The sequence below is a fragment of the Pullulanibacillus sp. KACC 23026 genome, from assembly GCF_029094525.1.
GTDB lineage: Bacteria > Bacillota > Bacilli > Bacillales > Sporolactobacillaceae > KACC-23026.
Window position 1 is genome coordinate 2,233,893 of the sequence record NZ_CP119107.1, and the last position, 23,761, is coordinate 2,257,653.

The 23,761-nt window shown below is 41.1% G+C and carries 22 protein-coding genes and 2 pseudogenes; 18 read left to right on the plus strand and 6 right to left on the minus strand.

Annotation, left to right across the window (positions count from 1 at the left end):
* Positions 1–23 precede the first annotated feature (23 nt).
* The 6 genes and pseudogenes from murQ (at position 24) to tnpA (ending at position 5,930) form a co-directional block, all read left to right on the plus strand.
* On the plus strand, positions 24–962 hold the full coding sequence (murQ, locus tag PU629_RS10485) for an N-acetylmuramic acid 6-phosphate etherase (protein ID WP_275284200.1): 939 nt from the start codon (positions 24–26) through the stop codon (positions 960–962).
* Positions 959–1,906, plus strand: coding sequence for a GNAT family N-acetyltransferase (locus PU629_RS10490; RefSeq protein WP_275284201.1), 948 nt, complete (start codon positions 959–961; stop codon positions 1,904–1,906). The genes murQ and PU629_RS10490 overlap by 4 nt, the downstream gene beginning before the upstream one ends.
* Positions 1,907–2,044: 138 nt before the next feature.
* Entirely contained in the window at positions 2,045–3,175 is a 1,131-nt protein-coding gene (anmK, locus tag PU629_RS10495) for an anhydro-N-acetylmuramic acid kinase AnmK (protein ID WP_275284395.1), read from the plus strand.
* Positions 3,141–4,142, plus strand: coding sequence for an N-acetylglucosamine kinase (locus PU629_RS10500; RefSeq protein WP_275284202.1), 1,002 nt, complete (start codon positions 3,141–3,143; stop codon positions 4,140–4,142). The genes anmK and PU629_RS10500 overlap by 35 nt, the downstream gene beginning before the upstream one ends.
* 160 nt (positions 4,143–4,302) lie before the next feature.
* Positions 4,303–5,268 (plus strand): aldo/keto reductase, encoded by a 966-nt coding sequence (locus tag PU629_RS10505; protein ID WP_275284203.1) that lies wholly within the window; start codon positions 4,303–4,305, stop codon positions 5,266–5,268.
* A 173-nt stretch (positions 5,269–5,441) separates the two neighbouring features.
* Positions 5,442–5,930, plus strand: a pseudogene (gene tnpA / locus PU629_RS10510) (IS200/IS605 family transposase).
* Positions 5,931–6,380: 450 nt separating this feature from the next.
* Here the strand turns inward: tnpA and PU629_RS10515 are convergent.
* A complete protein-coding gene (locus PU629_RS10515) occupies positions 6,381–6,881 on the minus strand; it encodes a hypothetical protein (protein ID WP_275284204.1) in 501 nt (166 codons plus the stop codon).
* 889 nt (positions 6,882–7,770) lie between these two features.
* Between PU629_RS10515 and PU629_RS10520 the strand changes: the two genes are divergently transcribed.
* From PU629_RS10520 to PU629_RS10570, 11 genes are all read left to right on the plus strand, one after another.
* Positions 7,771–8,910, plus strand: coding sequence for an acyltransferase family protein (locus tag PU629_RS10520; RefSeq protein ID WP_275284205.1), 1,140 nt, complete (start codon positions 7,771–7,773; stop codon positions 8,908–8,910).
* Positions 8,911–9,237: 327 nt separating this feature from the next.
* Positions 9,238–9,594: a DUF5362 family protein gene (locus PU629_RS10525; RefSeq protein WP_275284206.1), complete on the plus strand. Its 357-nt coding sequence runs from the start codon at positions 9,238–9,240 to the stop codon at positions 9,592–9,594.
* Positions 9,595–9,781: 187 nt separating this feature from the next.
* Positions 9,782–9,946, plus strand: a complete 165-nt coding sequence (locus tag PU629_RS10530) for a hypothetical protein (RefSeq protein WP_275284207.1) — start codon at positions 9,782–9,784, stop codon at positions 9,944–9,946.
* Positions 9,947–10,080: 134 nt separating this feature from the next.
* Complete coding sequence (locus tag PU629_RS10535; RefSeq protein ID WP_275284208.1) at positions 10,081–10,461, plus strand: hypothetical protein; 381 nt, start codon at positions 10,081–10,083, stop codon at positions 10,459–10,461.
* 178 nt (positions 10,462–10,639) lie between these two features.
* The gene (locus PU629_RS10540) at positions 10,640–11,641 is read left to right on the plus strand and encodes a sugar-binding protein (RefSeq protein ID WP_275284209.1); all 1,002 of its coding nucleotides are present in this window, start codon (positions 10,640–10,642) and stop codon (positions 11,639–11,641) included.
* On the plus strand, positions 11,638–13,122 hold the full coding sequence (locus PU629_RS10545) for a sensor histidine kinase (protein ID WP_275284210.1): 1,485 nt from the start codon (positions 11,638–11,640) through the stop codon (positions 13,120–13,122). Before PU629_RS10540 ends, PU629_RS10545 begins: the two co-directional genes overlap by 4 nt.
* Positions 13,097–14,671, plus strand: a complete 1,575-nt coding sequence (locus PU629_RS10550) for a response regulator (protein WP_275284211.1) — start codon at positions 13,097–13,099, stop codon at positions 14,669–14,671. Before PU629_RS10545 ends, PU629_RS10550 begins: the two co-directional genes overlap by 26 nt.
* A gap of 270 nt (positions 14,672–14,941) precedes the next feature.
* On the plus strand, positions 14,942–16,027 hold the full coding sequence (locus PU629_RS10555; RefSeq protein ID WP_275284212.1) for a sugar ABC transporter substrate-binding protein: 1,086 nt from the start codon (positions 14,942–14,944) through the stop codon (positions 16,025–16,027).
* Between the two features lie 66 nt (positions 16,028–16,093).
* Positions 16,094–16,864 (plus strand): ATP-binding cassette domain-containing protein, encoded by a 771-nt coding sequence (locus PU629_RS10560; protein ID WP_275284213.1) that lies wholly within the window; start codon positions 16,094–16,096, stop codon positions 16,862–16,864.
* On the plus strand, positions 16,864–18,030 hold the full coding sequence (locus tag PU629_RS10565) for a sugar ABC transporter permease (RefSeq protein WP_275284214.1): 1,167 nt from the start codon (positions 16,864–16,866) through the stop codon (positions 18,028–18,030). The genes PU629_RS10560 and PU629_RS10565 overlap by 1 nt, the downstream gene beginning before the upstream one ends.
* A gap of 129 nt (positions 18,031–18,159) precedes the next feature.
* Entirely contained in the window at positions 18,160–18,321 is a 162-nt protein-coding gene (locus tag PU629_RS10570) for a hypothetical protein (protein WP_275284215.1), read from the plus strand.
* 151 nt (positions 18,322–18,472) lie between these two features.
* Here PU629_RS10570 and PU629_RS10575 read toward each other — a convergent pair.
* From PU629_RS10575 to PU629_RS10585, 3 genes and pseudogenes are all read right to left on the minus strand, one after another.
* Positions 18,473–18,829, minus strand: a pseudogene (locus PU629_RS10575) (transposase); the annotation flags it as partial.
* Positions 18,830–19,169: 340 nt separating this feature from the next.
* Complete coding sequence (locus PU629_RS10580; RefSeq protein WP_275284216.1) at positions 19,170–19,838, minus strand: CidB/LrgB family autolysis modulator; 669 nt, start codon at positions 19,836–19,838, stop codon at positions 19,170–19,172.
* The gene (locus tag PU629_RS10585; RefSeq protein ID WP_275284217.1) at positions 19,835–20,206 is read right to left on the minus strand and encodes a CidA/LrgA family holin-like protein; all 372 of its coding nucleotides are present in this window, start codon (positions 20,204–20,206) and stop codon (positions 19,835–19,837) included. Before PU629_RS10585 ends, PU629_RS10580 begins: the two co-directional genes overlap by 4 nt.
* Positions 20,207–20,311: 105 nt before the next feature.
* Here PU629_RS10585 and cidR point away from each other — a divergent pair, with 105 nt between their 5' ends.
* The gene (cidR, locus tag PU629_RS10590; protein WP_275284218.1) at positions 20,312–21,199 is read left to right on the plus strand and encodes a cidABC operon transcriptional activator CidR; all 888 of its coding nucleotides are present in this window, start codon (positions 20,312–20,314) and stop codon (positions 21,197–21,199) included.
* Between the two features lie 96 nt (positions 21,200–21,295).
* Here cidR and nspC read toward each other — a convergent pair whose 3' ends face one another.
* Positions 21,296–22,423 carry a carboxynorspermidine decarboxylase gene (gene nspC, locus PU629_RS10595; RefSeq protein WP_275284219.1) on the minus strand — a complete coding sequence of 376 codons (1,128 nt, stop codon included), beginning with the start codon at positions 22,421–22,423 and terminating at the stop codon, positions 21,296–21,298.
* Position 22,424: 1 nt separating this feature from the next.
* A complete protein-coding gene (locus PU629_RS10600) occupies positions 22,425–23,657 on the minus strand; it encodes a saccharopine dehydrogenase family protein (protein ID WP_275284220.1) in 1,233 nt (410 codons plus the stop codon).
* Between the last annotated feature and the right edge of the window lie 104 nt (positions 23,658–23,761).

Below are 23,761 nucleotides of genomic sequence, written 5' to 3' on the forward strand. Positions count from 1 at the left end.
AAAGGATGGAGGGTGGGATATAAATGGGAGCCCATTCCTTAATAACAGAAAGCGTTAATACTCGAACAGTTGACATTGATTGTATGCCGACACTAGAGATGGTATCAGCTATTAATAAAGAAGATCATTTGGTAGCTAAGGCAGTTGAAAGGGTTCTGCCAAATATTGCGGATGCAGTTGACACGGTTTTCGAAGGGTTAAAGAACCAAGGGCGCGTGTTTTTTGTTGGGGCAGGAACAAGTGGGCGATTAGGCGTTTTAGAAGCGGCTGAATGTCCGCCGACCTTTGGAGTAACTGCTGATTTGTTTCAAGCTGTTATTGCAGGTGGTGAACGAGCGGTATTTAAATCGGTTGAGAGTGCGGAAGATGATGAAGGACAAGGAAAAAGAGACCTTCAAACGAAATCGATTACGAAGCATGACGTGGTTATAGGAATTGCGGCAAGTGGTCGAACGCCCTATGTGGTGGGTGCTTTAAGGTATGCCAAGCAGCAACAAGCTAAGACCATCGCTATTGCCTGTAATGACGATTCTGTAATTGGCAAATTAGCAGATGTAAAAGTGGAAGTGGTTACTGGACCAGAAGTCATAAGCGGTTCCACAAGAATGAAAGCAGGGACGGCGCAAAAGCTTGTCTTAAATATGATTACAACCTCTTCCATGATTAAAATGGGGAAGGTTTACCAAAATCTGATGGTTGATCTAAATATTAGCAATAAAAAACTCCGGGAGCGTGCTGTTAACATGTTAAAAATGTTAACAAATGAAGCTGATCTAGTTGTAAATGAAGCGCTCGAAGCGGCTAGTTTGAATGTTAAGGCGGCTATTGTGATGTTAAAGAAGCATATCGATGCTGTAGAAGCGAGTGCACTTCTTGAAGAAAAAGAGGGGTTTGTTAGAAAAACTCTCTCATCTGTTAAAGAGGAGGGGACAGAAACAGAAATGGAGGAGGAATCATTATGATTACCTACAGAACCTACCAATCGGGTGATGAAACTAGTATTGTATCTCTTTGGAATACTTGCTTAGAAACCGATCCTATTAATTTAAAACGATTCAGGCGATTAATCTTACTTGATGCTAACTTTGATCCAGAGGGACTACAGGTTGCGTTGGACGGGGAGCAGCTAGTTGGAGCGCTCTATGGGCTCTGCCGGAAGCTTCCCATGTATGAAACGGATTTAGAAGAAGAGAATGGTTGGATCACTTTTTTCTTTGTTTCACCGGATTATTGGAGACAAGGAATTGCGACGACGCTTTTAGAAAAAGCTGTTCAGTTTTTCAAAAAGCAAAATAGAAAGACCATCTTCTTCTCCTCCTACGCTCCGAATTATATAGTTCCTGGCATTGATAAAGAACATTATCCGGAAGCTGCTTTATTTTTAGAAAATCAAGGCTTTACAACGGTGTATCCATGTGTTGCGATGGATCGGAATCTTGTCGATTTTAAAATGTCGGATGAGGTGAAACGTCTTTTAAGAGAACGTGAGAAAGAAGGTTATGTCTTTCGAAAGGCGAAGGATGGAGATCTATACAAAGTCATCCAATTTGCTAATGAGGTGTTCAATCCAGATTGGGGAAGAGCAATTCGAGAAGGGATTCCTCAAGGTCTACCACTTGAGCGAATTTGGGTGATATACAATCATGATAGATTAGTCGGATTCTGTCTTCACGGAGGCTATGAAGGGGTTCCAGATCGGTTTGGGCCATTCGGCGTCGATCCTGATGAACAGGGGAAAAAGCTCGGGAAAATTCTTTTGAATCTTTGTCTCTATTCTATGAAAGCAGAAGGCCTTCACGGGGCCTGGTTCTTATGGACAGGTGAAACAAGTCCAGCGGGTCATCTCTATAAGAAAACAGGATTTGAAGTGACGCGTAAATTTTATGTGGTGAAAAAATTACTGTAAAAATTGGCCTTCGGTGTAGGCTGAGGGCTATCCTTGGCCTCTTCTGTTTATATGAAGTTAGTATATCAGCATTCAGAGGAGGAAATCACGTCATTAAATGTTCAAGAGGGGATTTAAGTGACTTACGTTGTTGGGTTAATGTCAGGTACGTCTCTGGATGGAGTCGATGCAGCGCTTGTTAAGATAGAAGAAGAGGAGGATTCCCTCAAGGCTAAATTGATTGAGTTTTATCAAGCGGATATGCCGTCCCATTTAAAAGAAGAAATTAAAAGGTCAATGGACCCACAGACGTCTCGAATAGATTTGCTTTGCAGCTTAAACTTCAAGTTAGGTTATTGGTTTGCGGAAGCGGTGAAGAAGGTTTGTGAGGCGGCTAATTTTCCTATTGAAGAGCTTGACTTAGTTGGGTCTCATGGGCAGACTCTTTATCATATTCCAAAATCTGAAGGGAATCTTAGCAGGTCAACGCTTCAGTTAGGGGAGCCATCCATCATTGCTTATGAAACAGGCGCTTTAGTCCTATCGAATTTTCGTCCTATGGATATGGCAGCAGGAGGGGAAGGAGCTCCTTTAGTCCCTTATACCGATTATCTCTTATTCCGATCAGAGAAGTATCGTGCTCTTCAAAACATAGGCGGGATTAGCAATGTTACTGTTCTTCCTGCTTTTGCTTCAATTGATGATGTGTCAGGGTCTGATACCGGTCCAGGCAATATGATTATTGATGAACTTTGTGTTCGTTTGCTGGGGGTACCTTTTGATAACGAAGGAAGAGTGGCTGCCAAGGGAAAGGTTCATTCTGATTTACTTGAAGAGCTTTTACAGCATCCGTTTTTAAAAAGAAAGCCGCCAAAATCTACTGGAAGAGAGGACTTTGGTGAAGCATTTGTTGATCAACTGCTTGCAAAATGGAACCAAAGATTAGGTAACAATGATTTAATTGCAACGGCCACACAGTTTACCGCATCATCCATTGCCCATTTTTATGAGAACTATCTATTTCCATATCATCCAATTCAAGAGGTTATTATTAGTGGTGGTGGCGCCTCTAATCATACTTTGGTAAGGATGATACAGGAGCTACTTCCTAATTGTCGCGTTTTAGTACAGGAAGATCTTGGCTTCTGTTCTCAAGCCAAAGAAGCGATTGCTTTTGCTGTACTTGCTTATGAAACTTACCATAAGCGCTGCGGCAATATACCAAAAGCAACAGGAGCCAAAGAACGGGTCATTCTTGGCCAAATCACTTATCCGCCTCATGGAATATGAGAAAGGAGAAATTCCAATTCATTCACAATTTATAGCCATTGATGGAGGCGGGACGAAAACCGATATAGTCTGGTTTGACGAAACCGGGCATCTATTAAATCGTGTAATAGGTAAGCCTTCGAACTTAAATAGCGCATCAAGGTCAGAGGTTAAAAATCATTTGCGAGAATTATTTCAAAAACTAGTGGAAGAGAAGACTGATTTCTCAAACATTAAACATGTTTTTGGAGGATTTGCCGGGGCGAGCCATCCCAAGGTGCAAAAAGAATTAAGAAGCATTTTATCCGAGCTTCTTCCTAGAAGTTTAGATTTAACGATTAATCATGATGGGATCAATGCTCTTTGGAGTGGGACACATGGTCAGCCAGGACTTGTTCTCCTAGCAGGAACCGGCTCGCTAGTGTTTGGTGTAAATGATTCTCGGGAGTCATTTCGGGTCGGTGGCTGGGGCTATTTAATAGGAGATGAGGGGAGCGGCTATGATATGGGGAGAATGGCTGCTTCATCTGTAATGAAGGCGTTTGATGGAAGAGGGAGCCAAACCTTATTAACATCTTTAATTTTAGAATATTATGATCTGGCAGAAGAAACGGAATTAATCCCTCTGATTTATGGCCATGGAAAAGATGCTTTGGCCCAATTAGCTTTCCTAGTAGGAGAAGCCGCACGCTCGGGAGATAGTGTGGCTTTAGAGATTTTTGAAAAGGCAATAAATCGTTTGGTTGGTCTTATTAAGGCAGGGCTTAATAAGTATGAGAGCCCGCCATCTGAAATTTTCTTTGTTGGCGGACTAAAGCATTTAGGAGATATCTTCTTAGGTCCGCTTCAAGACCACATCCGTCAACTATCCACCGATCTATTGCTTTCTTTTCCAGAAGCCGCCCCTGTCTACGGTGCTGCTGTTGAATGTCTTCGATTAGTCGGAATGGCCCCCCCAACCGCTTTAAGGAAAGCGTTAGCTAACTGACAAATGATTTTATTTAAAAAAAGCAGCAATACCTGTTTCCTTTGAAAGTCTAACTTCTTGTGTTCTCCCGTATTTACAGAAAGCAAATCCATTTACTTGTAATTCTCCCTTCTCATGTCAATAATGGTTATGAAACCAACCTGAAGGGAACCGATAAAAAATGAATAAAGTTCAGATGAAAAAGGATAAAATCCCACCGATCGCTTTGGGTACGTGGTCATGGGGAAGCGGAGTCAATGGCGGGGATGCTGTTTTTGGAAACAGTCTTTCTGAAAAAGAATTAAAACCCGTCTATGTGGCAGCTATGCAAGCAGGCTTTAACTTGTGGGATACGGCTGCTGTCTATGGTATGGGGGCTTCTGAAACGATTTTAGGAAGTTTTATTAAAGAACAGGGCGCTAGTCAAGTGATTCTTTCTACCAAGTTTACTCCAGGCTTTAGCGAAGATGTAGAGGGTTCTCTTAACGATAGCCTCAATCGATTAGGTGTGGACCACACAGATATTTATTGGATTCACAGTCCAAAGGATGTAGACAGATGGACAGCAGAACTGATTTCATTGATGAAAAGTGGAAAAGTTAAGCATGCAGGGGTATCAAATCATAATTTAGAGGAAATCAAACGTGCTGCAGCAATCCTTAATAAAGAAGGATTCGAGTTATCAGCCGTCCAAAATCATTACAGTCTAATTTACCGTTCTTCTGAAGAGGCGGGGATCATTGATTATTGCAACCAACATGGCCTTGTCTTTTTCTCTTATATGGTTTTAGAGCAGGGGGCTCTCACGGATAAATATAGTGCAGTCAATCCTTTTAAAGCCGGTACAAGGAGAGGGGACGCATTTAATTCGGAAGTCCTCCGAGACCTCACACCATTAATCGAACTTTTAAAAGAAATGGGTCAACAACATAACGTAGATGCTGCGGCCATATCAATTGCCTATGCCCTAGCGAAGGGGACGGTTCCCATTATTGGTGTGACCAAAACCAAGCATATTGATGGAGCAGTTGCGGCTGCCAATGTGAGCTTATCAGAAGAGGAAATCCATAAGCTCGAAGCCGCTGCAAAAGCAACGGGTGTTGAAATAAAAGGAGCTTGGGAAAAAAGCATGGTTGAAACCGATTGAGTACAAAAAGGACGTTCTTAAACGTCCTTTTTTATTGTTTTTGCAAAAAGAAAACCCTAGGCTATGCCTAGGGTTCAGAAAAGCTTTCAGCGAGGTATCAAAAAAAGCCCCTCTTAGTGTTACAATAAATTGTGGTTCCCCAACCAAATTTATCGAACTAGGAGAGACTTTTTATGTCAAAACCTGATGTAAACAGTTTAGCACATACCAAATGGAATTGTAAGTATCACATTGTTTTTGCACCAAAGTATAGAAGACAAGTTATATATGGGAAACTTAAAAAGGATATAGGAATGATCTTAAGACAATTATGTGAAAGAAAAGGTGTAGAAATTATTGAAGCCGAAGCCTGTAAAGATCACATACATATGCTTGTAAGTATTCCACCTAAAATAAGTGTTTCATCTTTTGTTGGATATTTGAAAGGAAAAAGTAGTTTAATGATTTTTGACCGACATGCCAATTTAAAATATCGGTATGGGAATCGAAAATTTTGGTGTAAAGGATTTTATGTTGATACAGTAGGAAGAAATAAGAAAGTAATTGAAGAATACATTTGAAACCAGTTACAAGAGGACGTAGTTGCAGAACAATTAAGCATGTTTGAATATATAGATCCATTCACAGGAGAAGAGATTAAGAATAAAAACAAGAAAAAATAAAAGAAGCCCTTTAGGGTAGCTGGAGAAGTAGTGCGGTTGGGGAATCTTTCAGTACCCTTTGAAGGGCTGGCCAGTAACAGAGGCTTTCAGCCGTAGAACAAACCACCCGTTATCACGGGTGGTTTTGATTTAGGAAATTATAAAATTCTCGACTTGTGGATACACCGACATTGAAACGTCGTTTTTTGTGCGAAAATAACCTCGCTTTGCGCGGGCACGGCAATACGTCCGCGCAAAGCGAGGGAATCGTCGTTACACGTAAAACGATTAGGCGTAACGAGGATTCGCTAACCGCCGCGAATCCGGTCGGAATGCCGAAATAACGGAATGACGTTACGCCTATTTTGTTTGAGCGTAACGAGGATACACTATCCGCCGCTAAACGGGGCTGGAATGCCGAAATAACGGAATGACGTTACGCCTATTTCGGTTGAGCGTAACGAGGATACGCTATCCGCCGCTAAATGGGGCTGAAATGCCAAAATAACGGAATGTCGTTACGCCTATTTCGGTTGAGCGTAACGAGGATTCGCTAACCGCCGCGAATCCGGCCGGAATGCCGAAATAAAGGATTGACGTTACACCTATTTCGGTTGAGCGTAACAAGGATACGCTATCCGCCGCGAAATGGGACGGAATGACGAAATAACGGAATGTCGTTACGCCTATTTCGGTTGAGCGTAACGAGGATTCGCTATCCGCCGCGAATCCGGCCGGAATGCCGAAATAACGGATTGACGTTACGCCTATTTCGGTTGAGCGTAACGAGGATACGCTATCCGCCGCGAAATGGGACGGAATGCCGAAATAACGGAATGTCGTTACGCCTATTTCGGTTGAGCGTAACGAGGATACGCTATCCGCCGCGAATCCGGCCGGAATGCCGAAACAACGGACTGATGTTACGCCTATTTCGTTTGAGCGTAACCAGAATACGCTATCCGCTTGCAAATGGGCCAGAATGCCGAAATAAAGGATTGACGTTACGCCTATTTCGTTTGAGCGTAACGAGGATACACTATCCGCCGCTAAACGGGGCTGGAATGCCGAAATAACGGAATGTCGTTACACCTATTTCGGTTGAGCGTAACGAGCATTCTCTATTTAACTCGGAACGGCCCATTTTACCCAGGAAGTTGACCAGTAACGTAGCCTAGTTACGCTTCTTATGTTAAAACGGGACGATTTTCCACATTGGTTAGACAACCACCCATTTTTGTTAAGTGTTTAAACATAAAAACAGTGCCCGAGAAAAACTCATAGGTTAAATCTATACTTGGGAAGAAGGGAGTCGCGGCGTTAGCGATTTTGTTCGTTAGACATTAATGTAAGGAAGGTTTTGTGTAGTGAATTTATATTTGTTTCAGCTTTATAATTGTTAACAATTGTTCGGCCGTGTACCTTGAACTGTATTTGAATCCCCCCGTGAAACCACTCGGTGACCATGCTAAAGGGAGCATGTGAATAAAAGCTCGCAGTAAGCTCTGCATTTATATCTGTCTCCGCGTCTTGAAAATGGACATCTTGTAATGCTAGATTTTAAGGACGTCGCATTCCTTTCGTATTAAGTCCCTTGAGATTTACTCAGGGGCTTCTTCTTTTGGTCTATAAACTTCTAAATAATGAAATAGACAAAACTATTTTGTTCCTTTACAACTGTTACAGCTTTCCCTTCTCTTGTTAACCTCTTTTAATCTTCTTGAAAAAATAACGAAAATGCAAGGCCAGGCTTGATTTAAACGCTGTAATAGGGTCAATCGTCCTTGTTTGGGCAAAGCCGTTATTGGGAAAGAAGTGTGTATTAAAAGAGAGAGAGAAAAGAAGGAGAGAGAAACTAACTATGAAAATCAATAAGGTTCAACCTTATAGTGATGCTTCAGGGCTGTTAGATTTATTACGATTTTTATCTGCGCTAACTGTCTTAGAATTGCATGCGACCTTAAAACACGTCATTCCAGGCTATCAGGCAGTAATGGTGTTTTTTGTTTTAAGCGGTTATTTTGTTGGATCGGGGGTTCTAAAAAATGTATTGCAGCAAAGCTGGTCATGGAGCCAATATTTAATTAATCGTTTCGTTCGATTGTGGATTGTCTTACTCCCCTCCCTATGTCTAACCATAATCTGGGTAAAACTGCAAAACGCCATGACAGATCAGACTATACACAATGACAGTCTAAAAAGCTTTATGATCAACGCCTTGTTTTTAAAAGGACAATTTACGCCTTCATTTGGACAGAATGGTGTTTTATGGAGTTTAACTTACGAGTTCTGGTATTATATCCTGTTTCCACCGCTTGCTTTATTTCTTTTCTCTAAATCAATTAGGAAACGGTTCTTATATTTTGTTGTTACGGTAGCTTTAGCTTATTTTATTTATCAGGTTCTAGGGCCAAGAGTACTCAAATACTTCTCTATTTGGCTGATGGGTGCAGGAGTGGCTATCCTTCCAAGACTTAAATGGGAATCGAAGCGGCTTAATCGAGTCGTAATGGTGTTAGCCTCGGCAGCAGCCATTGGTTCTCTATGGCTGCCGGATGCTTTGCTTCATTATACACCGACCTCCAATGTCAATGCTGAGCCCTTTATACCTGATTTGATAATTGGTCTTAGCTACAGTTTACTTATCTATACCATCATTAGTTTTTATAAGAATACGACCTTTTTGACAGGACTCACTCGGACGGCTACTTTTTTGGCAGGGTTCTCTTATACCTTGTATTTAATCCATTTTCCGGTATTTAATTTTATTCGAGCAAGTCATAAAGACCATGCTGTTCCGTTACTTGAGCATTTTCAACCTTCACAAAATTTAAGAGACAATATAGTCCTTGTTATTCTTATGATTGTTTATGCATGGGTGATCTCACGTCTAACAGAAGAACATACTCCTAAAATTAGGAGAATGATCCAAAAGCTCATATCTTATCCTCGAACTGTTCTTTGGCGAGTAAGCACTAAGTCAGAAAAGGGTTATGATTAATCGATTTCAATTAGTTTTCCAAACGATCATATAAAAGATAAAGTAGTCGTCAAAGAAGGAAGTTAATCGTGGTGAATCCTTTCTTTTAATGACCTTTAAGTCCCATTTAATGCGTTTAATTGGTAGCATTCTTCATTTACAAACGGTAAGTTGTTTCTATCTGATTGGTATACAAGTCTAGGTTGTCCGAATGAGCTATGTATCCCTTCCTGCTCATCACTGGTTGAGTAGGGTTCAATTTTTATTCCTCAAACTTAAGTGATGATGTGAATATTTACATTTTTTGTTTTGTATAATGTAAAGCTTAATGTTTAGGGAGGGATGAGATTGGAAGAAAAAAGGATGAAACGAATTGCGTTTTGGGGACGATTTATGGGGATACTCACCATGATAGTTGGTTGTCTTTCTGCAATTGGCGGGTTATTTTGCTTTGTTGTTGGAGCTATTCCGGGTATCATGAGTGTGATCACAGGGTATTTTATTTATAAGAGTGGCAGTGAGGCAGCCCTTTATTTAAGAACTAAAGAAGAAGGACGGATCGAAGGGATCCTTGACTATTACTCTAAGTATCTTTTTCTCCAAGGTCTATTAGTTATAATAGCAGTCGTCTTATTTATCATCATGTTCCTGATAATGGGAGCGGTCGTTATGTCCGGCTTTCATCATGTCATGTCTCTCCGTTAACTAGGCTGATGCGGCTTCCCTTTAAGGGGGGCCTTTTTAATGTTTTTTAAAAGGATTCTGAAAATTGATTCTTGATGTGAATTCAAATTTGAGATAAATTGAGATAAATTGAGGGTAAGGAAAAAATGGGTATTTCACAAAATGAAATCGATTACAATCAAAGGATGATGATGGGGAGGTTTGACCGATGAAGACTTTTCAACTTGATGGGAAGCGCTATATGAAGCTTGCGCGAACTGCGGTTTCAGAAGGAGCCGTTCTTTTAAAAAATGAAAACGAGACCTTACCAATCAAAGCAGGGACGAGGAGCTTAAAGACATTCAATTTAAGCTACAAAAAGCATTCAGTATGAAAGATTAAAGCAGAGATTAATAGACATTTTTAAAACAAAAGAGAAGAGACGGGTACTTACCCGAGGACCTCTTGTCTTTGATTTTTGTTGGAGGGTAAACGATCTAGATTAGGGTTGGAAAGGATAGATGAATGATGAAAAAAATCGTCTTAGGAATTTTCTATCTAGTAATAATTCCGATTAGCTTGATCGGCTGTTCCTCATCTATTACGGGTTCAGGGAGTTCCGCTTCTTGGTCATATTCGTTTGTTGTGGTGAACGGCGTCCATTATGGGGTTTCAGACAAGGACTCAGAGGTTCAGCCAAGCGAAGTAGGACAAAAGCTTGGGAAGGTTAAGCGAAATGTGGTGAACATGGATGCAGGTGCTTCAAATGGTGTTCTGAAAAATTTCGATTCGAATTACCTCGATAAGGGAACAAAACTCTATGAAGACAAGTTAGACACTCACGCTATTGTTTATGAAAAAGAGGGTAAGTATTACCTTGCAAAAGGAGTTAAAAAGTCTTCCAACTAGGATGTTTAGGTGATCATCAAAACTCGTCTAAGCTAATTAGTAGAGTAAGGCATCAGTTGTTTTTCCATCCTGATCTAAAAGACTAGTCCCTTGTGACTAGTCTTTTAGTTGCTTTTTAGCCCTTTCTATTTATATACTGTTTTAAAACCCGTGAAAAAAATTAAGGAAGGTATTGCCTGTGAAAGTGCGTGGACTTATATATGCTTTTCTTATTGTTGGCTTTCTTGCTTCGGCCTCACTTGGTCTTCATTTCTTTTTGAAGGCGCTTCATTATAAAACGGTTTTGACGAATAATTCGGGGACGAAGCCAAAAGCGTACCATCTTGTCCTTATACCAGAGGAAGTGAGGAATCCTTACTGGCAAATGGTAAAAAAAGGAGCCGATGAGGCAGGAAAAGAGAATAATGCTGTTGTTGAGTATACAGGACCGATTCAAACGAGTATTAGTGAGCATATCCGCTTTATTGACGAAGCCATTTCATCTAAAGTGGATGGCATTATAACTCAAGGGCTTAACCCCGACCAAATGACGAGTGTCATTAACAAAGCAGTAGAACAAGGCATTCCTGTTATTACCATTGATACAGATGCACCAAAAAGTAAACGTTCCGCCTATGTTGGGACAGATAATTACGAAGCGGGAGAAAAGGCGGGGGAGGCTCTTGCAGAAGCAACCAAAGGAAGAGCGAATGTCGCGATTATTATTGGAAGCAAGGTGTCCGCTAATCAGCAAGAACGTGTAAGCGGATTCAAAAATGCTCTGAAAAATTACCCTCATATTAAGATTGTAGCGATTGAATCCTCAAATATCTCACGGATTCAGGCGGCTGAAAAAACGTTCGATATTTATCAAGACCATCCGGATGTTAATGCCTTTTTTGGGACGAGTGCTCTCGACGGTTTAGGGATTGCTTCTGTGACATCATCAGATCCTCAAACGAAACCTTTCATTATTGGATTCGATGACTTGCCCGACACGCTAAAAGACATCAAAGAAGGAAAAATAGATGAGACAGTGGCTCAAGAACCTTATTTGATGGGCTATCAAAGTGTTGAATTAATGATAAAACTGCTTCAAGGAAAACCCATTCCGACCATCAATTACACAGATACGACGATTCTTGATTCATCCAATTTACCTCCAACTAATTCAGGAAGTGAGGTTGGAGGGACACCATGATCCGAATTCGAACGAAGCTCCTTTTGTTTTTTCTTGTCCTTATCGTTCTGTTAAACAGTATCGCTTATTTCTTGTTTCGAAATGAGCAAGATTCTATAAGGCAATATGATCGGTTTCTCAGCGGTTTCTTCTTGTTGAATCAGGTCTCTCAAAAGACGGATTCTCTTTATCAATCGCTAGAAACGTATTTAAATAGTCAATCAAATGGTGATTACCAAACTTATCTTAAACAAAGAAAGCAGCTTGTTACGATACAGAATCAACTCCCAAGCATTCAGACAAAAGAAAACACAGTGTCTCTTGAAAACTATGAGAACATGATCATCAGTTATTTGGATGAGAGTGAGAGGGTCGTCAATGAGTTTAAAAAAAACGAAGTGGATCTCTATTCCAAACATTTAACAGAAACCGAAAACATTCAAGGGTATATACACCAGACGACTCTTGATCTTATTAATTCAGCCTTAACAAATTATAATGGCTTTTACTCTAATCTTAGAATGAAAGACAGTTTGTTCCAGAACATGGGACTCTGTATTTTTGTCTCCAGTGTGTTTCTCGGTTTTCTCTTTGCCTTCTGGTTCTCAAGAGGTATCACAAAGCCTATACGTCGTTTAACGGCTGCAGCAGAAGAAATATCAAAAGGGAATTTTGACGGTCCCCCTGTAAAAGTGTCAACGAGGGATGAGATGCAATTTTTGACCCAAACCTTTAATGATATGAGAAAAAATATTGTTCAGCTGATTGGCGAAATTCATGAAAAGGCGGAGTTAGACCGCCTATTGAAAGAAATGGAGTTGAAAAGTCTTCAGAGTCAAATCAACCCCCATTTTTTATTTAATGTTTTGAATACAATTTCTAAGAAGGCTTATTTAGAAGAAGCAGAAGAAATAAGTGAGTTGATCGATTCTGTGGCGGCGATGCTGAGGTATAATCTCGGCCAATTAAATCAACCAGTGACCTTAGAGCAAGAGGTTAGGGTAATTAAAGATTACGTTTATATTCAAACGACTCGTTTCCAAGATCGTGTCGTATTTGAACTTAACATTGATGAAAAAGCTTGTAACATCTTCATGCCGAACTTAACGCTTCAGCCTTTAGTCGAAAATGCGTTTATTCACGGTATTGAACCGTATGAAGAAGCCGGAAAAATTGTCGTGAATGTGAAGGATTTTGAATCGTACGTACAAATTGAAGTGCGTGATACAGGTAAGGGAATGGATCAGGAAACGATTCATTCCATCCTATCTGAAGAAGAGTTCTTATCCCCTGTTCGGATTAAAAAGAGTGGTCACTCCACTGGGATTGGGGTGAAAAATGTCATTAGACGTTTGCAATTGTTTTATCAAAAGAAAGAGGTAGTGGAAATTGAGTCAACACTAGGGAGCGGAACAACCATTCGTCTTTTGCTCCCCAAAAAAGCTAACGGAAGCGCTATAAACGGAGGAGAAAGAATTGACACATATATTAATTGTGGATGACGAAAGGCTGGAACGCTTAGCGATGAAGAAGATTCTCATGACGGCATTCCCAGAAGTGCAGGAAGTGGGGGAAGCACGTACTGGCGGAGAAGCCGTCTCTTATGCTGAGCAGAAAAATCCTGATCTCGTTCTGATGGATATTAAAATGCCTGGTATGGATGGACTTCAAGCCATTCAAGAGATAAAAAAACATAATGAGCAGACTCGTTTTATTATGGTTTCCGCTTTCGATACGTTTGAGTATGCTCAACAGGCCATTCGGGAGGGCGTAAAGGATTATTTAGTTAAACCAAGCAAGAAGGAAGAAATTATTGAGACAGTATCCAGGGTGCTTCAAGAACTGGAGAAAGAAAAAGAAAAACTTGAGAAAGAAGAGGAAATCCAAGCCAATTATTACAGGGCTTTAAGCCAGCTTCAAACCGATTGGGTGGCAGGTCTATTATTAAATCACATTAATCGGGAATCTTTTTATTTAGAGGCTTTCTCTGTGGGAGATTTCCAGCAATTTGTGGCAATGGTTATAGATTTTCAGCCTAGGAGTGGGAATCAAGTCATTTCTTCAGAAGACCAAACCCGAATTTATAGAGAGTTTGAGAACCTGATTAATTCCATCTGTCAAGCAGCCATAGGGCCGTTGATGAGCTTTCAGATTCCAGTTTTATTACCATTTAATGAGGATGGAAAAGAAGCCTCTATCCAAAGTCGTGCAACCGCGATTGCCAGAAAGCTCCTCAAAATAATGGAGAAAGCTTTCCCTGACATAAAATGCGGCATCGGGATTGGAACGCCTGTTGAAGATGTTTATCAATTTTCAGACTCCTATCAAAAAGCCATTTTAGCATTAGGAGAAACGACAGCCAATGTCAATTATATGGTTTACCACCCCTCGATTTTGTCTAAACGCTCAGAAACAAAGCTTAATGAGCTTGAAAATTTGCTTCTCGAGTCAATTCGTGCTGGCGACAGTCATTCATTTGAAAAAGTTTTCTATGAGTTTTTTGCAGAGCTATCGGCTTTTTATGATCATTCGATAAAAAACATCATGCAGCATTTAGATGAAATGAGAGTCCTTTTAAACCGGTATCTAAAAGAGTGGCACTCCGATTATTTATTGCCAGAGCATGCCTTTAACTCTGAGACTTATGTTCTGCTTCGTGAACGCGCAAGAAGTCAGCTATTAAATTTAGTACAATATATTAATAACTGGCAAACCGAACGCTCAAATGGGGTTATTTATAAGGCCAAAGATTGGATTGATGCACACTTTTGTGAAGCAGTTACGCTCGATGATGTGGCAGCAGAAGTCCAGTTAAGTCCATATTACTTCAGCAAATTGTTTAAAGAACACTACGGACAGACGTTTATTGATTATCTGACACAAAAGCGAATTGAATTATCTAAGAGTCTATTAATCAATACGGAAAAGACTTTTAAAGAGATTTGCTTTGAGGTCGGATATCACGATCCCAATTATTTTAGCCGAGTCTTTAAGAAAATGACGGGAAAAACACCAAGTGACTATCGAAAAAATGGCCTAACACTAAGTTAGTGCTATTTTTTTTATTTTTTTTGAGGGGACAGACCTCTTAGGGCAGTCAAACTTTTTAGTGGAGGTAATCCACACTCAATAGTTAGTGCATACGGTTGCGTACATCTGGTTTTTTTTCAATCACAAATAAGTGCAGAAAGACGACAAAAAAGTGAAGAAAGTTCAACTTTGGAAACGGATTCAATGATTTATATTAATAGTTGTGAACGGTTACAGAAAACGCTTACTAAAGCGAAAATACCTTTAACCAAAAAGGGAGGAAATCAAATTATGAACTTATCAGTTAAAAAGGTGCTATCAACGTCTGCCGCTATGGCCATCGCCGCATCACTATTAGTGGGCTGTGGAACGAGCAGTACAAGCGGCAAGGCATCATCAGGTTCTTCCGCAAAAAAATCTAATCAAAAAGTGGCTTTATTATTGCCAGATACCACTTCGTCTGCACGCTATGAATCAGAGGATAAACCCGATTTCATCGCTGACATGAAGAAGTTAGCTCCAAATGCGAAAGTGGATTATCAAAATGCACAAGCGGATGCCGCTACTCAAGAAAAGCAAGCGGAAGCGGAGATTACTAACGGAGCAACAGTCTTAGTTGTTGACCCAGTGGATTCAACGGCAGCGGCTACCATTGTAACCAAAGCCCATCAAGCCAAAGTAAAAGTTATATCATATGACCGGATGATCAGCGGTCCAGTTGACTACTATGTTTCCTTTGATAATGAAAAAGTAGGAGAACTTCAAGGGCAATACATTGCTGACAACACGAAAAAGGGCGGTACAGTGGTCATGCTTAACGGTGCCCAAACGGATCCAAACGCCCTGCAATTTGCGCAAGGAGCCCATAAGATTCTAGATCCATTATTCAAAAACGGCACCCTCAAGAAAGGCTATGAAACTTATACGCCAAACTGGGATCCAGCAAACGGTCTTCGTGAAATGCAACAAGCTTTAACGAAATTGAACAACAACGTGGACGCTGTCCTCTCTGCAAATGATGGTCTTGCTGGTGCTGCTATCCAAGCGCTCTCAGCACAAAAACTAGCCGGTAAAGTTCCAGTAACAGGTCAGGATGCTACAGATGCAGGTTTGCATGACATCATGCAAGGAACTCAAGGGATGACTGTTTATAAAGCCGTACCAACTGAAGCAAAGACAGCAGCTGAAATCGCTGCAGACCTTGTAACTGGAAAGCAAGTACCAAGTTCATTAGTCAGCCAAAAAGTAAAAGATGGTTCGGCAACGGTTCCTGCTGTCCTTTTAACTCCTGTTGTTGTAACTAAAGACAATATTCAAGACACTGTTATCAAAGACGGATACACCACAATGGATAAAATCAACAACCCAGGAAAGTAATTTAATTTTTAGGATGAAGAGCGCCGGTGCCCTGGCACCGCGTTCTTTATCTTTGGAGGTGTCAGCATGAGTGAGAAGAAAACGCCGTTTTTAAGCGTACAGTCTATCAAAAAGAGTTACGGTGCCGTTCAAGCATTAGGAGGAGTTTCTTTTGATGTGTACCCCGGTGAGGTTGTAGCCCTAGTTGGTGACAACGGAGCAGGAAAATCAACAACGATCAAAATGATCGCAGGGGTTGCTCAGCCTGATGAAGGTCAAATCTTAATTGAGGGAAAACCAGTAGCACTTAATGGACCGGCCATATCCGAGAAGTATGGCATTCAAACCGTTTATCAAGATTTAGCTCTTTGTGATAATTTGGATATTGTTTCCAATCTCTATCTTGGCAGGGAATTGAGAAAAACGCGGATTCCAGGTGTGCTGAGTACGTTGGACAAAATCCAAATGGAAACAAAGGCAGGTCCTGTTTTAAAAGATCTAAAAATCAATTTGCCTCCTCTTAACTCATTAGTCGCCAGTTTATCTGGTGGACAAAGGCAGGTCGTGGCGGTTGCCCGTGCGGTGCTCTGGGGGTCAAAGCTTGTCATGCTTGACGAACCAACGGCAGCACTTGGGGTAGCCCAACAAAGAACGGTATTAGATCTTATTAAGAACTTAAGAGATAAAGGTGTTGGAGTTATTGTTATCTCTCATAATATGGCCGATGTCTTTGAAGTGGCAGATCGCATTGTTGTTCTGCGCCTTGGTAAGACGGTTGCAAATTTTATCACAAAAGAATCAACTCGAGAAGAAGTCATCGCAGCCATTACGGGTGCTTCTGAGGGAGGTCAAAGCTAATGAATAAGACAAAACAATCAGGCTTCCTGAGCCAATTAAAAGGCAAGGAATTAGGCCTTATCCCGGTTCTTCTTGGGCTCGTTATTATCTGGATTATCTTCCAAGTCATTAACCAAAATTTCTTGAGCGGGCGAAATCTTTCCAACCTCATCATTCAAATGGTGGAAATCGGCTTACTCGGGATCGGTGAAACCTTCATCCTCTTACTCGGTGAAATTGACCTTTCCATCGCTTCAGTAAGTGGTGTGTCGGCAGCCGTCCTCGTCTTGTTATCAAACGGCGGGGTCAGTGCATGGCTTGCTATCGTTATCGCTATCGCTCTTGGGGCATTAATTGGTGCGTTCCAAGGGGTTTGGGTCACTTATATTGGAGTTCCAGCGTTTATCGTCACTCTTGCAGGTTCCTTTGCTTACCAAGGGGTTCTTCTGATGATGCTTGGAAATACAGGAACGGTCCCCATTACGAGTCAAGCAATCTTGAATATAACGTCAACCTATTTGCCGCAATCTGTAGGCTGGGTCATTTTAGTTATTGTGGCCGTTCTTTATTTTCTATTATCTTGGAATCACCAAAAAAAGCGTCAGCAGGCGGATCTATCAACTTCCTTTGCTGGCCTTTATGCCAAAACGGCCTTACTTGTTGTCGTCTCTGTCATTGTCTTTATTGTCTTAAATTCTTATAATGGAGTACCGATTGCAGGTCTTATTCTCCTTATCTTTATTGTTGTCTTTTCTTTTATTACCACTTCAACCCCATATGGCCGCCATATTTTTGCGCTCGGTGGGAATGCGGAAGCCTCTCGTCGTTCTGGAATCAAAATCAGGGGGATTCGTTTAAGCGTCTTTATCCTAAGCGGTGCATTTGGTGCTCTCGGTGGGATTATCGGGGCTTCCTTCTTAGGATCAGCCTCTCCTGCATCCGGTGGCGGTAACCTGCAAATGGATGCGATCGCGGTTGCTGTTATCGGGGGAACGAGTCTCTTTGGTGGTCGAGGTTCAGTATGGAATGCATTAGTTGGCGCTCTTGTAATCGGCAGTGTAGAAAATGGGATGGATCTGCTAAGTGCACCTTCAAGTGTAAAATACATTGTTGAAGGGGCTATCTTACTCCTTGCGGTAACAATTGATACTGTGACACGCCGCCGACGTCAACGCTCCGGTAAATAAGTCGATGAAGTGACATCATTTTAGAAAGAAAGACGACCTTTAATTGAATAGAGGTCGTCTTTTTATCGTTTTAGTGAATGCCTGTACAGCCTGAATGGCACACTAAATTTCAAAAGGAGGGAATGACGAATGGCTAAAAGTAAGAACAAAACGAATTATACGCCCGATCAACTTGGGCAATTATCAGGCGAATATAAGGACTCCGATAACACGATGTCTATTGAAACGAGCGGAACGAAGCAGGTGAACAAGGGAGAAGGCGATGGCATTTCAACAAAGCGCCCTCAATGACAATGTGGGAAATGAAACCTGGAAAAATAGCGTATTGTCGTTATAACTTGTCCTGAAAATTCTAAGTTTGGGAGTCAATAACGAATCCTTGTTACACTTAACATAAATAGGCGTAACCACGATTCGCAATCGACCTCCAAAGCTCCATGGGCAGACCAACACCTTTTAAGCTTAATTTACGAAAGTTTGTTAAGAAACTCGGATCGATCACTTTATCTTCGGGGGCCATATCGAGGAAGTATTTGAATGACATAGCGTATTGTGAACGTTCCACACTATCGACATCTGATAAATGATGTATGGATTTAAGCAACAAATATTTAAACATAAGAATGGGATGGATGGCATCACGACCATTATCATGACACTACTTATCTTTCAGTTTATTACAGACAAAAGAAATCTCAATCAAATCGTTAATTTGGCGAAGAAGGTTATCCTTAGGAACAGCTATATCATAGATGGCCATAAATTCACTTAACGGCATTGATTGTTGTTGACGTATCATCCTAAGCACCCACTTAAACTTAATACCTAAAATATACAAGAAAAAAGGCATAATTCCCCCAAAATAGAGGGAGTATGCCTTTTATATATTAAAATTTTGGTAAAAAACATTAATCTGCGCTCCGTTGATTGGAGTGGAAGTCACGAGACTCCTGCGGGAACAACACGTGTCCGAAGACCCCGCACCGAGCGCTTTTTGTGAGGGAGGAGGCTGAGGCCGTGCCCGCGGAAAGCGAGTGCCTGTAACGGAAATCAACAGCCCAATTTACTGCGCGCTGTTATAAGGAGACTTTTTCAGTGGCTTCAGGCAGATAAGCCAATGTAGCTTTTTTCTATAGAGATTAAAATACAAGTGGTGCCACACATAGTGTAAAGAGAGCGGCTAAGATCATAGAAATACTGGAAATTGTACCGGTGACGGGGCTCAGTTCAAATGCTTTAGAGGTTCCTGCACCGTGCGCGGCTGTTCCAAAAAGGACGCCGCGGGCAATCTCGTTATCAATACGGAGCCAGCGAATAATGTAGGGTCCGATGATACTTCCGAGTATTCCTGTCATGATCACCACTACCGCCGTTATGGTTGGAACACCGCCGATATATTCAGAGATATTCATGGCAATAGGTGTGGTTACAGAACGAGGAATAACGCTGTCTGAGACCGCTGAACTTAAATGTAGCCATTTTGAAAACATTAAGGAAGAAACCATTGCAACCCCAGAACCAAAAGCTACGCCAATCAAAATTTCGATAATATGTTTTTTTAAGATGTCAAAGTTTTTATAAAGCGGCACCGCAAACGCAATCGTCGCAGGCTGCAATAGATAAGTCAACCACTTACCTCCAGCGTTGTATTCTTGAAAAGGCAAATGAGTGAATAAGATCAAAGCAATGAGAATAATTGGTGTAATGAGTAATGGCGTCAAATAAATTTTAGCTTTGTGTTGATAGAGTTTCTTGGCCCCATAGTAAATACCGATTGTACCAAGCAAACTTAGAATTCCAAGAATCATGATAGTGACTTGCGCTCCTTTCGACTTGCAATAATAGAGACGACGAGTCCTGCCCCAGCCATAACAAGCCCCGTGCTTACGATCACTAAGGCAATGACTTGTAACCCGCTATGAATGAGCAGTTGTTTATAGTTCACAACACCAACTGCAGAGGGTATAAAGAATAGCAATAATTCAGCGAGCAGGAAGCTTGCCCCCGACTCTATCCATTTAAGGGGTAAAATTTTTGTTTTCAATAGAATAAAGAGAACGATAATACCAAGAATAGATCCGGGAATAGGTAAGTGCAAAAGATGTGTAACAGTATTCATAAGAATTGTAATTATAATTAAAAAAGCGATCTGAAGGACCGTCTTCAACCATTTCATTAATTGTTCACCTCTCAACTATTGTATGTTATGTTAGATCATAGGTAAAATGAATTATAAGCATATTATATATTCCAATTATCTATAGTTAGCGAGATGATCAAAATGGACATTCGGCATTTAATCTATTTTTTAGAAGTAGCGCATCGTGAAAGCTTTACTAAAGCGGCTAATCACTTATTTGTTACACAACCGACGATAAGTAAGATGGTCAAAAATTTGGAAGACGAGTTTGGCGTTGAGCTATTTGATCGGACGGGCAAGCGTGTTCAACTGACAGACGCGGGTCACATTATATTGAAGCATGCGGAAAAGATTATCCATTCATTTCAAAATATGACCCATGCTTTAGATGATTTAAGAGATCTAAAAACGGGATCCGTTCGAATTGGACTCCCTCCAATGATCGGCTCCCGATTCTTCCCAAAAATTATCGGCGGGTTTCGTGAGCAGTTTCCCGGAATTACAATCCAGTTGGTGGAGAACGGGGCAAAAAAAGTAGAGGAGGAGGTGGGAAGAGGTCTGCTAGATATTGGGGTGATATTACTTCCGACTGATGAGGAATTGTTTAACACGTATTCTTTTGTTAAAGAAGAACTGCGCCTCATTGTTCATCCGAGCCATCCGTTAAGCGGTAGAAAGGTGGTCAAGCTAAGTGAATTGAAAGAAGACCCCTTTATACTATTTCGTGAGGATTTTGCCTTACATGATCGAATTATTAATGCTTGCCTAAGCGTGGGTTTTCAGCCTGTCATTGCATCGGAAAGCTCACAATGGGATTTAATCAGTGAAATGGTAGCGGCCAATCTCGGGATTGCGCTTTTACCGGAAACGATATGTGCAGGTCTGGATCCGTTAAGGGTGAAGAGTATGCGTTTAATCGATCCTATTATCCTTTGGCAATTAGCGATCGTTTGGAGAAAGGATCATTACCTTCCTTTTGCCGCCCGAGAGTGGATTCGTTATAACAAAACGATTTTAAAGGAGGTTTAAAGAGAAGGGAGGTTTGGATGAGCCTGAATAACAAAAAAAGCCGCTCCATAAGTCATTTTGTAGTGACTTGGAGTGGCTTTTCTATAAATAATTGGTTTATGCAAGGCGCATTTTGAAATCTTGATAGCCAAATTGCTGGACAACTTTACAATCGCCATCTTTATCTTGAATAGCAATCGCAGGTAATGGCATACCATTAAATGTCGTATTTTTTACCATCGAATAGATGGCCATATCTCCAAAGACTAATCGGTCACCGCTTTTTAACGGTTCGTCAAAGGAATAATCGCCGATGACATCGCCAGCGAGACAAGTTTGTCCACCTAACCGATACGTATAGGCTTTTTCACCTGCTTCTCCTGAACCAAAAAGGGGAGGGCGGTATGGCATTTCAAGAACGTCCGGCATGTGACAAGAAGCAGAAGTATCTAGAATAGCAATATCCATGCCGTTTTGAGTCGTATCAAGAACAGAGGTGACGAGGTAGCCGGCATTGAGTGCAACGGCTTCACCTGGTTCAAGGTAAACCTCAAGTCCATAGACATCCTGCATTCTTTTAATACATTTCTCTAAACGAGGGATGTCATAATCCTCACGTGTTATGTGGTGGCCACCGCCAAAGTTAATCCATTCCATTTGGGAGAACCACTTTCCAAACTTTTCTTCTACTGCATTTAAAGTGGTTTCCAAGTCATCAGAATTTTGTTGGCATAGCGTGTGGAAGTGAAGACCGGAAATGCCTTCCAATAAATCAGGACGGAAATGTTCAACCGTCACGCCGAACCGAGAGCCAGGTGAGCAAGGATCATAAATGGCATGACCAATTTGCGTGGAACATTCGGGATTAATCCGGAGGCCCACCTTTTTACCGGCAGCAAGCACTTTATCTTTAAATTTCTCCACCTGTGAAAAAGAATTGAAAATCACATGATCACAAATAGAAATGATTTCATCGATTTCATCCTCACGATAGGCGGGGGAAAAGACATGGTTCTCTTTTCCCATAGCCTCGTGACCAAGACGCGCTTCGTACAAACCGCTAGCGGTTGTTCCGCTTAAATAGTCCCCAATAAGAGGGTATAAGGTAGACATTGAGAAGGCTTTTTGTGCTAAAACAATCTTGCACCCTGTGCGCTCAATGACGCCATGCAGGATTTTAAGATTTTTTTCCAAAAGGCCCTCGTCAACGACATAACATGGAGTAGGTAACTGTTCAAACTTCATCTTATCGGGCGAGCTCCGCTTCTTTAATCGGCTCGTTGTCAACAAGCTCGGGATTAAAGCTCTCTTTCCATGGGAGACCCCACTTATTCAAAGCCTCCATGAATGGATCCGGATTAAATTCCTCAATGTTATAAACGCCAGGCTTATTCCAAGTCCCTGTCATAAGCATCATGGCACCAATCATTGCTGGAACGCCAGTTGTGTACGCAACGGCTTGAGATCCAACTTCTTTATAGCATGCTTCATGATCACATACATTATAAACGTAATAGGTCTTATCTTTCCCATCCTTTTTACCTTTGAAAATGCAGCCAATATTCGTTTTTCCTTTAGTGCGAGGACCAAGAGAAGATGGGTCCGGTAAGACGGCTTTCAAGAATTGAAGCGGGATGATTTGTTTGCCTTCAAATTCGATTGGTTCAATAGACGTCATGCCGACATTTTCTAATGCTTTAAGGTGAGTCAAATAGCTTTGACCAAATGTCATGAAGAAACGAATGCGTTTCACACCAGGAATGTTAACGGCAAGAGATTCAATCTCTTCATGGTGCAATAGATACATGTCTTTTTCACCAATTTCAGGGAAGTTGTAGACACGTTTGATTTCCATTGGCTCTGTTTCTACCCATTCACCGTTTTCCCAATAACTGCCTTTAGCGGTTACTTCGCGAATATTGATTTCTGGATTGAAGTTCGTTGCAAATGGGTAACCATGGTCTCCAGCATTACAATCGAGAATATCAATGTACTCAATCTCATCAAAATGATGCTTTAAGGCATAAGCAGAGAAGACACCCGTTACACCAGGATCAAAGCCGCTTCCTAAAAGAGCAGTAATCCCAGCTTTTTCGAAGCGCTCACGGTAATCCCATTGCCATTTATATTCAAATTTCGCCGTATCTTCAGGCTCGTAATTGGCAGTATCCATGTAATTGGTTTTGGTAGCAAGACAAGCGTCCATGATCGTTAAATCTTGATAAGGCAACGCAAGATTCATCACAATGTCCGGCTTGACTTCTTCAATTAAAGCGATAAGTTCATCGACATTGTTGGCATCGACTTGAGCTGTCGTAATCTTCGTTTTTCCGCCATCTAATTTTGCTTTCAAATCGTCACATTTTGATTTCGTACGGCTGGCGATGCAAATTTCCTCAAATACCTCACTATTTTGAACACATTTATGAATGGCAACAGAGGCCACACCACCACAACCGATTATAAGTGCTTTACCCATTTCTAGTCCCCCCATTTAATCTTTTTTTCTTCAGAGCAGAAGACTTTTTCAATCAGATTTGATCTTTCAATCACTAAAAAAAGCAAGTGTCAAAACGCTTTTAG

Coding starts and splice junctions, on each gene's coding strand:
- murQ (WP_275284200.1), top strand. CDS start 24: ATGGGAGCCCATTCCTTAATAACAGAAAGCGTTAATACTCGAACAGTT.
- PU629_RS10490 (WP_275284201.1), top strand. CDS start 959: ATGATTACCTACAGAACCTACCAATCGGGTGATGAAACTAGTATTGTA.
- anmK (WP_275284395.1), top strand. CDS start 2,045: ATGTCAGGTACGTCTCTGGATGGAGTCGATGCAGCGCTTGTTAAGATA.
- PU629_RS10505 (WP_275284203.1), top strand. CDS start 4,303: ATGAATAAAGTTCAGATGAAAAAGGATAAAATCCCACCGATCGCTTTG.
- PU629_RS10520 (WP_275284205.1), top strand. CDS start 7,771: ATGAAAATCAATAAGGTTCAACCTTATAGTGATGCTTCAGGGCTGTTA.
- PU629_RS10530 (WP_275284207.1), top strand. CDS start 9,782: ATGAAGACTTTTCAACTTGATGGGAAGCGCTATATGAAGCTTGCGCGA.
- PU629_RS10535 (WP_275284208.1), top strand. CDS start 10,081: ATGAAAAAAATCGTCTTAGGAATTTTCTATCTAGTAATAATTCCGATT.
- PU629_RS10545 (WP_275284210.1), top strand. CDS start 11,638: ATGATCCGAATTCGAACGAAGCTCCTTTTGTTTTTTCTTGTCCTTATC.
- PU629_RS10555 (WP_275284212.1), top strand. CDS start 14,942: ATGAACTTATCAGTTAAAAAGGTGCTATCAACGTCTGCCGCTATGGCC.
- PU629_RS10560 (WP_275284213.1), top strand. CDS start 16,094: ATGAGTGAGAAGAAAACGCCGTTTTTAAGCGTACAGTCTATCAAAAAG.
- PU629_RS10565 (WP_275284214.1), top strand. CDS start 16,864: ATGAATAAGACAAAACAATCAGGCTTCCTGAGCCAATTAAAAGGCAAG.
- PU629_RS10570 (WP_275284215.1), top strand. CDS start 18,160: ATGGCTAAAAGTAAGAACAAAACGAATTATACGCCCGATCAACTTGGG.
- PU629_RS10580 (WP_275284216.1), bottom strand. CDS start 19,838: ATGATTCTTGGAATTCTAAGTTTGCTTGGTACAATCGGTATTTACTAT.
- PU629_RS10585 (WP_275284217.1), bottom strand. CDS start 20,206: ATGAAATGGTTGAAGACGGTCCTTCAGATCGCTTTTTTAATTATAATT.
- cidR (WP_275284218.1), top strand. CDS start 20,312: ATGGACATTCGGCATTTAATCTATTTTTTAGAAGTAGCGCATCGTGAA.
- nspC (WP_275284219.1), bottom strand. CDS start 22,423: ATGAAGTTTGAACAGTTACCTACTCCATGTTATGTCGTTGACGAGGGC.
- PU629_RS10600 (WP_275284220.1), bottom strand. CDS start 23,657: ATGGGTAAAGCACTTATAATCGGTTGTGGTGGTGTGGCCTCTGTTGCC.